8 protein-coding genes are annotated in these 13,156 nt (G+C 64.8%); 5 read left to right on the top strand and 3 right to left on the bottom strand.

Translation table 11 applies throughout. From position 1 onward, the window contains the following. The first annotated feature begins 130 nt into the window (after positions 1–130). The 5 genes from ACL58G_RS30490 to ACL58G_RS30470 all read left to right on the top strand — a co-directional run bounded on the left by ACL58G_RS30490 (position 131) and on the right by ACL58G_RS30470 (position 9,428). Complete coding sequence (locus tag ACL58G_RS30490; protein ID WP_413386938.1) at positions 131–1,621, top strand: adenosine deaminase family protein; 1,491 nt, start codon at positions 131–133, stop codon at positions 1,619–1,621. A gap of 577 nt (positions 1,622–2,198) precedes the next feature. Further along, positions 2,199–5,612: a TonB-dependent receptor gene (locus ACL58G_RS30485; protein WP_413386939.1), complete on the top strand. Its 3,414-nt coding sequence runs from the start codon at positions 2,199–2,201 to the stop codon at positions 5,610–5,612. A 130-nt stretch (positions 5,613–5,742) separates the two neighbouring features. Then, complete coding sequence (locus ACL58G_RS30480; protein WP_440964221.1) at positions 5,743–7,413, top strand: bifunctional metallophosphatase/5'-nucleotidase; 1,671 nt, start codon at positions 5,743–5,745, stop codon at positions 7,411–7,413. 38 nt (positions 7,414–7,451) lie between these two features. Then, positions 7,452–8,504, top strand: a complete 1,053-nt coding sequence (locus ACL58G_RS30475; RefSeq protein WP_440964219.1) for a S1/P1 nuclease — start codon at positions 7,452–7,454, stop codon at positions 8,502–8,504. 96 nt (positions 8,505–8,600) lie between these two features. After that, positions 8,601–9,428, top strand: coding sequence for a MipA/OmpV family protein (locus ACL58G_RS30470; protein WP_440964217.1), 828 nt, complete (start codon positions 8,601–8,603; stop codon positions 9,426–9,428). A 48-nt stretch (positions 9,429–9,476) separates the two neighbouring features. On the opposite strand, the gene ACL58G_RS30465 is transcribed toward ACL58G_RS30470, so the two are convergent. The 3 genes from ACL58G_RS30465 to ACL58G_RS30455 are packed head-to-tail and all read right to left on the bottom strand — an operon-like array spanning position 9,477 to position 13,082. Next, positions 9,477–10,442, bottom strand: coding sequence for an ABC transporter permease (locus ACL58G_RS30465; RefSeq protein WP_440964215.1), 966 nt, complete (start codon positions 10,440–10,442; stop codon positions 9,477–9,479). After that, positions 10,443–11,537, bottom strand: a complete 1,095-nt coding sequence (locus ACL58G_RS30460; RefSeq protein ID WP_440964213.1) for an ABC transporter permease — start codon at positions 11,535–11,537, stop codon at positions 10,443–10,445. It abuts the gene before it with no gap. A gap of 15 nt (positions 11,538–11,552) precedes the next feature. Then, positions 11,553–13,082, bottom strand: coding sequence for an ABC transporter ATP-binding protein (locus ACL58G_RS30455; protein WP_440964211.1), 1,530 nt, complete (start codon positions 13,080–13,082; stop codon positions 11,553–11,555). Positions 13,083–13,156 lie beyond the last annotated feature (74 nt).

Genomic DNA, 13,156 nt, shown 5'->3' with positions numbered 1-13,156 from the left:
TGCGCATACAAGCTTGGATCCCCGCCTGCGCGGGGATGACGGTTTTGAGGTTTGCGGTCCTGTAGTTCGTGTTCTGCGACTCGGCGGCTGATGAGATACTGTCAACAACCACTCACCAGTCGAGACCGACATGACAAAAACCCTGAGCAGCAGCCTGCTGATCACCCTGGCGGCCCTCGCGGCCGCCGCTTCCGCGCGCACCCCGGCGTCCGGCCCCAATGAAGCGGCCACCGCGCGCCACTACGCGTCCCTGATCGCGGGCGCCCAGCCGAAGACGGCGGAGCTGGTCCTGTTCTTCTCGCAGATGCCCAAGGGCGGCGACCTGCACCACCACTACTCCGGCGCGATCTATGCCGAGACTTATGTCGACTGGCTCGACAAGCAGGGCTATTGCGTCAACAAGCTGACCTACAAGATCGAGACCGACAGGAGCGTCGTCGAGCACGAGCGCGCGAAGCAGCCGAAGGACCGCGCCTGCCTGTCGTCGTCCGACGTGTATGCCGACGACGCCACGTGGCGCGAGCTGCTGCAGCGCTGGTCGAGCAAGGATTTCAATAATCACGGCGCCATCCAACCGCCGCCGGACCGCCAGTTCTTCCAGACCTTCGGCTACTTCGGCCCCATCTCCGACCGCAACTTCCACGAAGGCCTCGTCGAGCTGAAGAACCGCGCGCTGGCCGAGAACGTGGCCTACATCGAGACGATGTTCAAGAGCCCGGACACGGTCTCCGATCCCGAATTCGACAAGCGCGCCTGGGACAGCGCACGCGACGAGGCGAAATTCGCCCAGCTGCTGGAATCCGCGCGCCAGAAGCTGAACGCGACGCCGGCGTTCCGCGCCTCCGTCGACACGTTCGTCCGCACCGTCAACGAAGCGGCGCAGGGCATCGACGACGAGAACTTCACGATGCGCTACCAGACCTATGTCGTGCGCCTGTTCTCGCCGTCGCGCGTATTCTCGTCGATGCTGGCCGCGTTCGAATCGGCCGCGCGGGGCGGCAAGATCGTCGGCGTGAACATCGTGGGCCAGGAAAGCCAGATGGTCTCCATGCGCGACTACACCTTGCACATGCAGATGTTCCGCTACTTGAAGAAGGTGTACCCGAAGGTCAACGTCGCGATGCACGCGGGCGAGCTGGCGCTGGGCGACGTGCCGCCGGAAGACCTGAAATACCACATCGACCAGGCGCTGAACGTGGCGGGCGCGCAGCGCATCGGCCACGGTATCGACCTCGCGCACGAGACGAACGCCGTCGGCATCATGAAGACGATGCGCGCGAAGGACATCCCGGTCGAAATCAACCTGACGTCGAACGCGTTCATCGAGGGCGTGCAGGGCGAGAACCACCCGATCACGCTGTACCGCAAATATGGCGTGCCGTACGTGATCTCGACGGACGACGCGGGCGTCACGCGCCACAACCTGGCCAACGAATACGTGCTGTTCGCCAGCCGCTACAAGCCGAGCTATGCGGAAGTGAAAAAGGCGTCGTACAACAGCATCCGCTACAGCTTCCTGCCGGACTCCGACAAGCAGCGCCTGACGCGCCTGCTCGATGCACGCTTCGCGCGCTTCGAGTCGGACGTCGCCGCGCTCGAACGCACCGCCGTGAAGCATTGAGTTTTATCCTCCCGCCGGCGGCGGTCCCGCCGCCGGCATCCTTCCTCCGAACCGCAGTTGCCACCCGACTATGTGGAACAGGCACCGCATATGCCGCCCCTGTGGCCAACTCGCGACAGAATGGATTAATTGTCATGTCGTTTGCTTAAAAACCAAGCTAAACAATTTCATTCGAGAACGCCCCATTTATCATCCCGACCTGTCCGTTTCTGAGGGAAAATGCATCCCGCACGCGACCGCCTGCTCACTTCTTGAGCAACTTATACGCTCAAGCTATAAATTCCGAAGTGAAAACGTATTTGTCTCGATAAACGGCTTCATGCCATATTGGCCTTTTATTAAGCCAACGTCCGAGAAAATGCGTGGTTTTGGGTGTAATAGCCTGGAAACAATTAACCGCTAGACTCGCGTGCGCTGCTTTTTGCTGGTGCATTGTCATCCACATCCGCACCGTCGAACAGCATGCAGAAAGAACGAGAGACCGGGCGTCATGAGCGGCCGGTCGAGGATTGCAGTACTCAAGAGGGGGGAACTCCGTTCCCAACCATAACTATCAAGTCTATTTGGGGTTAATCCAATGATCTATCAAAAACGGATCCAGCTGACGAAGCTGGCGCTGGCTCTGTCGATTGCGCTCGCGGGGGCGCCGGCCCTGGCGCAGAACACGACGTCGGCTGTCGGCGGTCGTATCTCGAGCGCTGACGGCCGACCGGCCGCCGGCGCCGCAGTGCAAATCGTTCACACCGAATCCGGTTCGGTCAGCAACGTCGTCACCGATGCGCAAGGCCGCTACATCGCGCGCGGCCTGCGTACCGGCGGTCCGTACACGATCATCATCACCAAGGACGGCGTTACCGAAAAACGCGAAGGCATCTACCTGCAGCTGGCGGAAACCGCCACCGTCGACGCGACCGTCGGCGCGCCGATGCAGACCGTGACCATCGCCGGCAACCGCGCGCGTTCCGACATCTTCAACAACAGCAACATGGGCGCGGGCACCGCCATCAGCGCCACCCAACTGCAGACCCAGGCCTCGATCAACCGCAACCTGCAGGACTATGCCCGCGCCGACCCGCGCGTCTCGCAAACGGACAAGGAACGCGGCGAGATGTCCGTCGCCGGCCAGAACTCGCGCTACAACACGATCACCATCGACGGCGTGAACGTCAGCGACACCTTCGGCCTCGAGTCGAACGGCAGCCCGACCGCGCGCCAGCCGATCTCGATCGAAGCGATCCAGTCGGTGCAGGTCAACGTCGCCAACTACGACGTGACCCAGAAGGGGTATACCGGCGGTAACATCAACGCCGTCACCAAATCCGGCACCAACAAGTGGAAGGGCGGCGTCTACTACGTCTACCGCAACGACAAGTGGGCCGGCGACCGCTACGACATCACCAAGGATACCTACAGTGCGCCGCCGTCGTTCGACGAGACGACCAAGGGCGTCTGGGCCAGCGGTGCGCTGGTCAAGGACAAGCTGTTCGTCTTCGCGTTGAGCGAAGAATTCGACAGCACCCGCGCCTCGTCCAACTACGGCCCGCTCGGCAGCGGCGCCGCCACCACGGTCGGCATCACCCAGTCGTCGATCGCCTCGGCGCAGCAGATCGCCAGGAGCGTCTACGGCATTGACATCGGCAGCCCGACGGCCGGCGGCTCGAAGATGACGTCGCGCGAGCAGATGCTCAAGTTCGACTGGAACATCAACGACGACCACCGGGCCAGCCTGCGTTATTCGAAAACGTCGCAGAGCGAGCCGATGTACCCGGGCTATTCGAACAGCGGCGTCGGCCTGACCTCGTCGAACTACAACCAGGGAAAGAGCATCGAAACCATCGTCGGCCAGGTGCTCTCGGACTGGACGCCGACGTTCTCGACCGAGTTCAAGGCCTCGCAGCGCCTCTATGATTCGGTGCCGGCCAACAGCACACGCCTGCCGGCCATGGCGCTCCAGTTCTCGGGTCCGCTGCCCGCCGACGCCCCGGAAGGCGTGCCGACGGCGACCCGTTACCTGAACTTCGGCACCGAGCGCTCGCGCCAGTTCAACGTGCTGGGCACCAAGACGTATGACTTGTACGCGGGCGCCAACTGGACCGTTGGCGACCACGCGATCAAGTTCGGTGCGGACAACAGCAAGAACGAGATCTTCAACGCCTACCTGCAGGACGTCTACGGCAACTACACGTTCGGTTGCGCGGACTACAACGCGATCGGCGGCTATACCTCGGTGCCCTCGACGTTCACCTGCTCCAAAGGCACGAACGCCCAGATCGAAGCGGCGGTACTGGAAAACTTCCGCCGCGGCCGCCCGACCTCGTACAGCGTGCAGCTGACGGCGCCTGGCGTGGCGTCGCTGAACGACGCCGCCGCCAGCTTCTCGATGCGCGACACCGGCCTGTTCGTGCAGGATACATGGAACGTCAACAAGAACCTGACGCTGACCTATGGCGTGCGCGTCGACGAGACGGGCGTGGGCGGCCGTCCGCTCGCGAACGCCGCCGCGGCCCAGCCGGTCGTGCCGGGGAACTTCGCGACCGGCAAGGCGCAATCCGGCGGCTTCGGTTACGACAACACGGTCACGCCGGACGGCCAGAAGCTGTGGCAGCCGCGCTTCGGCTTCAACTACCGCGTCGACAGTGCCCGTCCGACCCAGGTGCGTGGTGGCATCGGCCTGTTCCAGGGTGCCGCCGCCGCCGTCTGGATGGCCAACCCGTTCTCGAACCCGGGCGTCTCCACCCGCATCGTCAACTGCTCCGTCACCGGCACTGTCAAGTGCCCGCAGGGCGACGGCTTCTTCAGCGTAAACCCGGATGCGCAACCGACGATCCCGGGCGCGCCGGCGGCCAAGGTCGACTTCCTGGATCCAGGTCTGCGCCAGCCGTCCATCTGGAAATCCAACGTGGCGTTCGATACCGAACTGCCCTGGTATGGCCTTGTGTTCGGCGCCGAGTACCTGTACACCAAGAACAAGGACGCCATCTATTACGAGAACCTGAACCTGGGAGGCGCGACGGCCGTTGGTTCGGATGGCCGCCAGCTGTTCTGGAATGCCGCCGGCATGGATTCGGCGAACTTCTCGGCCGCCGACGGCACGGTCACCGTGTCGCGCAACGTGACGAGCAAGTTCCTGAGCAACCGCAGCTTCACCGACGTGATGCTCGCCCGCTCGACCGACAAGGGCCGCTCGAAGGTCGCCACCGTCTCGCTGACGGCGCCGATGACCAAGGGCCTCGGTTGGTCGGTGGCCTATAGCCACACCGACGCGACGGAAGTCTCGCCGCTGACGTCGTCGGTGTCGACCTCGAACTGGAACGGCCGCTCGGTGTTCAATCCGAACGAAAACGTGGCCGCCAACGCGGGCTACCTGGTCAAGAACCGCATCAACGCACTCGTGAACTGGGAGAAGAAGTTCTTTGGCGAGTACAAGACGCGCTTCGGCGTGTTCTACGAAGGCCGTTCCGGCAAGCCGTTCAGCTGGACCTTCAACAACGACATGAACGGCGACAGCCAGGCCGGCAACGACCTGTTGTACGTTCCGAAGGCCTTCGGTTCGGGTGAGGTGGTCTTCGCCGGCGATACGGCGACCAGCCACGCCAACGAGCAGAAGTTCTGGGATATCGTCAATGGCAACAAGGCCCTGCGCAATTCGAAAGGCGGCGTGGTTGGACGCAACAGCGATTTCGCGCCCTGGACCAACAGCTTCGACCTGCGCATCAGCCAGGAAATCCCGGGTATGTTCAAGCGGAACAAAGCCTTCTTCTCGCTGGACTTCATCAACTTCGGCAACCTGCTGAACAAGAAATGGGGTCATATCAACGAGGTGGCCTTCCAGTCCGCCGGCGGCCAGGCGCGCAGCTTCGTCGATTACGCGGGCATGCAGAACGGCAAATACGTGTACGCGGTGCGTCCGCAGGTCGAGGACTACGTCATCCGCCAGAACAAGGGCGAATCGCAGTGGGCAATCCAGGCAACCGTCAAGTACGAGTTCTGATCGGACGCGTGCCGATGTAACGATGACGGCCGGTGGCGACACCGGCCGTCTTTTCTTCCCTTGTAAAGACCAGAACTGCGAACGGGCGTGCCATAATCGATGGCTGCCGTTCGCATCACAAAGACTTCATATGATCGTATCCCGTCCGTTCGTGCTGGCCCTGGGCGCCGCGTTGCTGCTGTCCGGCTGCGCCTCCGCGCCGGTCCGTCCGCTCGAGATCAATCTCGTCGCGCTGAACGACTTCCACGGCAATCTCGAGCCCAGCAAGTACACGTACACGCCGCCGGGCTCCACGCAGCCGCGCACGATCCAGGCGGGCGGCATCGACGTGCTGAAAGGCGCGCTGGACACGTTCCGCAAGGACGACCCGGACCTGTTGTTCGTCGCGGCCGGAGACCTCGTCGGCGCGAGCCCCGCCGCGTCGTCGATGTTCGCGGACGAACCGAGCATCGAGGCGCTGAACCGCATGGGCCTCGTCGCCAGCTCGCTCGGCAACCACGAATTCGACCAGGGACCGAAGGAGCTGCTGCGCCAGCAGCACGGCGGCTGCGATTCGCCGCGTCCCGCGAAAGCATGCCGCTTCTCGCCCGATTTCAAGGGCGCCGGTTTTACTTACCTCGCCGCCAACGTCGTCGACGCGCAGACGGGCAAGACCCTCGTGCCGGGCTGGCGCATCGTCGACGTCAAGGGCGTCAAGGTGGGCCTGATCGGCGCCGTGCTGCACGATCTCGCCTCCGTGACGATCGCCTCGTCCATCAAAGGCCTGGCCATCGAGGATGAAGCGGCATCGATCAACGCCGTGCTGCCCGCGATGCGTGCGCAGGGCGCGCAGGTGTTCGTCGTGCTGATCCACGAAGGCGGCTTCGCCGACCAGCCGTACGACAAGGCCGATTGCGACACCCTGCACGGCCCGATCGTCGCCATCACGAAGAAACTCGACCCCGCGATCCGCCTCGTCATCAGCGGCCATTCGCACACGGGCTATCTGTGCAAGGTGGACGGCAAGGTCGTCACGCAGGCGGACGCGTACGGCCATCTGCTGTCGCGCATCAGGCTGACGCTCGATCCGGCCACGAAGGCCGTCCAGGACATCCAGGTGCGCAACGTCGTGATGGCGCCGGACGCATTCCAGCCTGACGCGAGCCTGTCGGCGTACCTCGCCGACGTGCGTGCGAAGAGCCGCGCGGAGCTGGCGAAGCCGGTGGCACGCGTGCAGGGCGCGTTGTCGCGCAAGGAGAATCCGGCCGGCGAATCGGCGCTGGGCGGCGTGATTGCCGACGCGGCCGTCGCCGCCACGCGCGACCAGGGCGCGCAGATCGGTTTCATGAACCCGGGCGGCATCCGCAAGGACCTCGAAGTGGGCGAGGGCGGCGTGGTGAGCTTCGGCCAGGCGCAGGCCGTGCTCCCGTTCGGGAACACGCTCGTCGTGATGGACCTCACCGGCGCGCAGCTGCGCCGCGTGCTCGAACAGCAGTGGGACCGGCCGGCATCGTCCGATCCTTCGATCCTCGCCGTGTCCAGCAGCCTGACGTACGACTGGGACGGCACGCAACCCGTCGGCCGCCGCACGGCGAACGTGAAGGTGGATGGCAAGGCGCTCGACGATAACAAGGTGTATCGCGTGGTGGCCAACAACTTCCTGGCGGAGGGCGGCGACAACATCCCGATGTTCGCCAAGGGCACGCGCCGCGTCGAGACGGGCCTGCGCGACCTCGATGCGCTGATCGCGTACTTGCAGAAGCATCCGGAAGCCGGCGGCATGAGTTTTGCCGCACCTCAGCGCATCCGCAAGGTCCGCTAACGATATAAACCGTATTCACAGTATTTAACGAGAATCTCATGAAGAAAATCGCATGTGTCGTGGCGCTGGCCGGCGCCTTCGTGTCGATGGATGCGGCCGCATGGGGCACGGACGGCCACCGCGCCGTGGGCGCCATCGCCGACAAGCTGATCAAGGGCACGCATGCCGAGGCGCAGGTGCAGGCACTGCTGCTGCCGGGCGAATCGCTGGAAGCCGTGTCGACGTGGCCCGACTGCGTGAAGGGCAACTGGTGCGGTCCGCAGACGCCGGAAATGATCGAGTACGTGAACGCGAATCCGAAGCACGGCGAATACCACTACACAGACGTCCCGTTCCAGCTCGACCACTACCACGACGGCGCCGCCGGCACGGCCGACGACGACATCGTGCAGACCTTGAAGGAAGCCATCGCCGTCCTGCAGGGCAAGGACACGCCCGCGACCAATCCGCACAAGTTCACGAAGCGCCAGGCGCTGATCCTCGTGACCCACCTGGCGGGCGACATCGTCCAGCCGCTGCACGTGGGCGCCGCCTTCGTCGACAAGGACGGAAAATTCATCGTGCCGAAGACGAAGGCCGAGATCGACGAGACCGTCGTCTTCGATTCGCGCGGCGGCAACAACTTCCTGATGGACGACGCGAAGATCGAGCAGATGTCCGCCAACCTGATCCCGCCCGGCGAACCGAAGCCCGTCAAGCCGGGCGTGCCGCAGGCGCTGACGAAGCCGTTCCACTCGTACTGGGACAGCACGACGGTCGACTACGCGTTCCGCCGCGTCCGCGCGAAGACGCCGGAGCGGTTCGCGCAGGCCGCCATCGACGGCAAGCCGAACGTGGCGCAGAACAGCGGCGATCCCGTCACCTGGCCGTACCAGTGGGCGGACGATACGCTGGCGGTCTCGAAGATCGCGTTCGCGGGCGTCACCGCGGGCAAGATCGTGCCGCAGGTGAGCAAGAAGGGCGAGACCTATTACACGTGGACGCTGGAAGTGCCGAATGACTATCCGGTGCCCAGCTCCGCGCTCGCAAAGACACAGATGATCAAGGGCGGCTACAACCTGGCCTCGCTGCTGAAGGCGATCTGGCCGTAATCCCGGCGCCAGCCTTCCGCAAGCCGCCGCGCGCCCACAAGGCCGCGGCGGTTTTTTTTCGTGGGTTAGAATCGCGGATTCATACGGACCCTTACCATGCCCACGATTCTTCGTTTCATCATCCCCGCGTCCACACTGGTGGCACTCGTGCCCGCCGTGGCCGCCGAACCCAACCTCCCGCTGTGGGAAGCCGGCATCGGCGCCGCCGTGTTCAACACGCCCGCGTATCCGGGCGCGTCCGACCGCAGCAACCGCGGCCTCGTGCTGCCGTTCCTGCTGTATCGCGGCAAGGTGCTGCGCGCCGACCAGCAGGGCGTCGGCGCGCGCCTGCTGGACACGGACAAGGTCGAATTCGACATCGGCTTCGCGGGCGCGCTGCCGTCCCGTTCGGACGACGTCGAGGCGCGCCGCGGCATGCCCGACCTCGGCACGCTCGTCGAATTCGGCCCGCGCGTGAAGTATAAATTCGCCGACCTGGGCGAGGCGGGGCGCCTGCGCTTCGAACTCCCGGTACGCGCCGTCATCGAAGCGCGCGGCGGCCTGCGCCGCCAGGGGTGGACGACGGAGCCGCGCTTCGTGTGGGAACGTCGCGGCGACGCGGGCCGCTGGACGATGGAAGCGCAGGTCGGCGCCGTGTTCGGCGACCGCCGCATCCATGGTTATTTCTACGACGTCGCGCCGCAGTATGCGACGGCGGACCGGCCGGCCTACCGGGCGGACAGCGGCTTGATGCTGGTGCGGACGGGCGTGTTCGGTACGGTCAAGGTCAACCCGGACGTGCGCGCGTTCGCGTTCGTGCGGCTGGACAGCTATGCGGGGAATGCGAACCGGGACAGTCCGCTCTTCAGGAAGGATGCCGGCGCGTCGGCCGGGGTGGGGCTGGCGTGGACGTTGGCGCGCTCGTCGCGGCGCGCCAATGAGTGATGCGTTCGCGTGGGCTCGGGGAGCCCACCCTACGGCATCGCGACAATCTCAACGCGACTTGACGAACGGCTTGCCGATGGCTTTCGGCGCGACCGACTTGGCCATCAGGCCGGCGAGAACGACGACGGTGACGATGTACGGAATCGCCTGGATCAGCGACCCCGGCAGGCGGCCGACGACGGGCAGGTCGACGCCTTCGAGCTGGATCTGGATCGCGCCGAACAGGCCGAACATCAAACAGCCCAGCACCGTGTGCAGCGGGCGCCAGTTGCCGAAGACGAGCGCCGTCAGCGCCAGGTAGCCGGCGCCGGCCGACATGTCGCGCAGGAAGAAGCCGCTCTGGACCAGCGTCAGGTAAGCACCCGAGAACGAGCACAGGACACCGGCCACGAACATGGCGAGATAGCGCGTGCGCTCGACCGAGACGCCGGCCGCGTCGGCCGCATGCGGGTTCTCGCCGCACGCGCGCAGGCGCAGGCCGAAGCGGCTGTGGTACACGACCCAGTGCACGACGGGCAGCAGCAGGAACGCGACGTAGACCAGCACCGACTGGCCGCCGATCAGGTGGCCGTACAGCCAGCCGATGACGGGGATATGCTCGACGGCCGCGGTGCCGGGCAGGACGACGTCGAGCAGCCGCGCATTGCGCAGGTCCGGCGTGCGGCCGCCCTGCTGGAAGAAGAATTGCGCGAGCACGAACGTCAGGCCGCTCATGGCGATGTTGATGGCGATGCCGGCCACGAGCTGGTTGCCTTTCTGCGTGATCGACACGAACGCCTGCACCATCGCGAGGGCGACCGACACGCCCATGCCGGCGAGGATGCCGTACCACGGGTTCTGCGTCGTGTACGCAACAGCGGCCGATGCGAATGCCGACGCGAGAATCTTGCCTTCGAGGCCGATGTCGACGACGCCCGAGCGCTCGGCGAACAGGCCGGCCAGCGCGGCGAACATCAGCACCGGCGCGTTGCGCACCGTGGAGACGATGATGCTGGCGAGTTGGAAGTCTTCCATTCAAATCCCCTTGTTGGTACGGGTGACGTTGAGCAGTTTCAGGATGGCCGGGGCGTAGAAGTTTTCCATCGCGCCGCAGAACAGGATGATCAGACCCTGGATGAAGATGAACGTCTCCTGCGGGATGTTCGGTTTTTCCAGCGACAGGTCGAAGCCGCCCTGGATCAGCGCGCCGAACAGCACGGACGACAGGAAGATGCCGACCGGATGCTGGCGGCCCATCAGCGCGATCGCGATGCCCACGAAGCCCGCGCCGGCGGGGAAGTTCAGTGACAGGTAGTGCGTCGAGCCCATCACGGAGTTGACGGCGCCGAGGCCGGCCAGCGCGCCCGACACGAGCATCGTCACGATGATCGTGCGGCTGATTTTCACGCCCGCGTAGTGCGCGGCGTGCGCATTCAGGCCCGTCGCGCGCAGCTGGTAGCCCCACGACGAACGCCATACGACGACGCCGTAGATCACCAGGGCGAGGATGGCAAGGATAAAACTGATGTTCAGCGGCGTGTCGCCCAGCACCGGCAGGAGCTTGCTCAGCAGGGGCAGGGCGGCGCTGTCGGCGAACACGCGCGAGGCCGGGTTCTGCTGCCCTTCCGGGATCAGGTATTTGACGATCACGAAGTTCATCAGGCTCGCCGCGATGAAGTTGAACATGATCGTCGTGACGACGACGTGGCTGCCCCGTTTCGCCTGCAGATAGCCCGGAATGAACGCCCACAGCGCGCCGAAGACGGCCGCACCGATCATCGCGAGCGGGGTCAATAGGATGCCCGGCAGGTGCGCGTCGAGCGCCAGCACGACCCACGTCAAGCCCAGGCCGCCCACGTACATCTGGCCTTCCGCGCCGATGTTGAAGAGGCCAGCCTGCATCGCGATCGACACGGCGAGGCCCGCGAAGATGAAGGTGCTCGCGTAGAACAGCGTGTACGCGAGGCCTTCCGGATCGAGGATGGCGCTGTCGACGAGGATGCGGAGCGACTCCGACGGGCTCTCGCCCAGCAGGTGGATCACGAGCGCCGCGACGAGCAGCGCCGACATCAGGTTCAGGATGGGCAGGACGAAACCGGTGGCCCAGCGTGGCAATTCAGTCTTTTTCATGCTCAGTTTCCGGCCTTAGTGCTTGTGCATGCCGCCCATCATGAGGCCGATGCGGGTGGTATCGAATTCGTCGATGGGGAGGATGCCGGTGATGCGGCCGCCGGACATCACGATGATGCGGTCCGCGAGCGCGCGCACCTCTTCCAGTTCCACCGACGACAGCAGGATCGCCACGCCTTCGTCGCGCAGGCGCAGCAGCTGCGTGTGGATGCTTTCGATGGTGCCGATGTCCACGCCGCGCGTCGGCTGGCCGACCAGCATCAGCTTCGGCTTCGCGGCCACTTCGCGCGCGATGACGACCTTCTGCTGGTTGCCGCCCGAGAGCAGGCCGATACGCAGGTCCGGATTGTTCGGACGCACGTCGAACGCCGTCATCAGGTGCGCGCAGCGCTGCGCGATCTTCTTGTAGTCGAACAGGCCCCAGCGGTTTTTTACGTTGTCCTGGTAGCCGAACACCGTGTTCTGCATCACGGAGAAATCCTTGATCACGCCGTCGCGCAGGCGGTCTTCCGGCACGTGGCCGATGCCCCGTTCCCGGAACTCCGCCGGCAGGCCGTCCGCGTTCGTGCGGCCCGTGTACGGCAGGTCCTGGCCGAGGAATTCGACCTTGCCCGACGTGGGCAGGCGCATGCCGGACAGGATCTCGAGCAGCTCGCTCTGGCCATTGCCCGACACGCCCGCGATGGCGACCACTTCGCCCGCGCGCAGGGTGAAGTCGATGTCGGCGAGGAGGGCGACGCCGTTCGCATCCTGCAGCCGCAGGTTCGAGACCTTCAGCACTTCCGCGCCCGGGTTGTACGGCGCGCGCGGCAGCTCGCTCTGGATCGGGCGGCCGACCATCATGTTGGCCAGTTCTTCACGCGACGTCTCCGCGGTCTTGACCGCACCGACGACGCGGCCCGCGCGCATCACCGTCACCTCGTCCGTGATCTCCATGATCTCTTGCAGTTTATGGGTGATCAGGATGATGGTCTTGCCCTGTTCCTTGAACAGCCGCAGGATCTCGAACAGCGACGCCGTCTCCTGCGCGGTCAGCACGGCCGTGGGCTCGTCGAGGATCAGGATGTTGGCGCTGCGGTAGATCTGCTTGAGGATCTCGACGCGCTGCTGCGCGCCGACGGATAAATCGTGGATCGTCGCGAGCGGGTCGACGTCGAGGCGGTAGCGGTCGCAGATCTCGCGCAGCTTCGCTTCCACGGCGCCGCGCTTCGCGGCCAGCTTGAAGCCGCCCTCGTTGCCCAGCATGACGTTGTCGAGGACGGTCATGTTCTCGACGAGCATGAAGTGCTGGTGCACCATGCCGATGCCGAGCGCGATAGCCTCATGGCTGGTACGGATGTCCTGCGGGCGGCCGTCGATCAGGACCTGGCCGCTGTCGGCGTTGTAGTAGCCGTACAGGATGCTCATCAGGGTCGACTTGCCGGCGCCGTTTTCGCCGATCACGCCATGGATCGAGCCCTTGGCGATGGCGAAGCTGACGTCGGCATTCGCCTGCACCGCCCCGAAGGCTTTGCTAATGTTGCGAAATTCTACGGCTGGCTGCATAGCGGTCTGTCCATTCATTTAAAAGCGCGCCGCGCCGGCATGGAAACCGGCGCGGCGCGCTTCACTGTCAAACT

This window comes from Massilia sp. GER05 (assembly GCF_052056005.1).
GTDB classification, from domain to species: domain Bacteria; phylum Pseudomonadota; class Gammaproteobacteria; order Burkholderiales; family Burkholderiaceae_D; genus Telluria; species Telluria orientalis.
This window is presented reverse-complemented; position numbering and strand designations above follow the sequence as displayed.

Excerpts from the sequence above, each read along its gene's own strand:
- ACL58G_RS30485 (WP_413386939.1), top strand. The coding sequence starts at position 2,199 with ATGATCTATCAAAAACGGATCCAGCTGACGAAGCTGGCGCTGGCTCTG.
- ACL58G_RS30460 (WP_440964213.1), bottom strand. The coding sequence starts at position 11,537 with ATGAAAAAGACTGAATTGCCACGCTGGGCCACCGGTTTCGTCCTGCCC.
- ACL58G_RS30455 (WP_440964211.1), bottom strand. The coding sequence starts at position 13,082 with ATGCAGCCAGCCGTAGAATTTCGCAACATTAGCAAAGCCTTCGGGGCG.
- ACL58G_RS30480 (WP_440964221.1), top strand. The coding sequence starts at position 5,743 with ATGATCGTATCCCGTCCGTTCGTGCTGGCCCTGGGCGCCGCGTTGCTG.
- ACL58G_RS30470 (WP_440964217.1), top strand. The coding sequence starts at position 8,601 with ATGCCCACGATTCTTCGTTTCATCATCCCCGCGTCCACACTGGTGGCA.
- ACL58G_RS30475 (WP_440964219.1), top strand. The coding sequence starts at position 7,452 with ATGAAGAAAATCGCATGTGTCGTGGCGCTGGCCGGCGCCTTCGTGTCG.
- ACL58G_RS30465 (WP_440964215.1), bottom strand. The coding sequence starts at position 10,442 with ATGGAAGACTTCCAACTCGCCAGCATCATCGTCTCCACGGTGCGCAAC.
- ACL58G_RS30490 (WP_413386938.1), top strand. The coding sequence starts at position 131 with ATGACAAAAACCCTGAGCAGCAGCCTGCTGATCACCCTGGCGGCCCTC.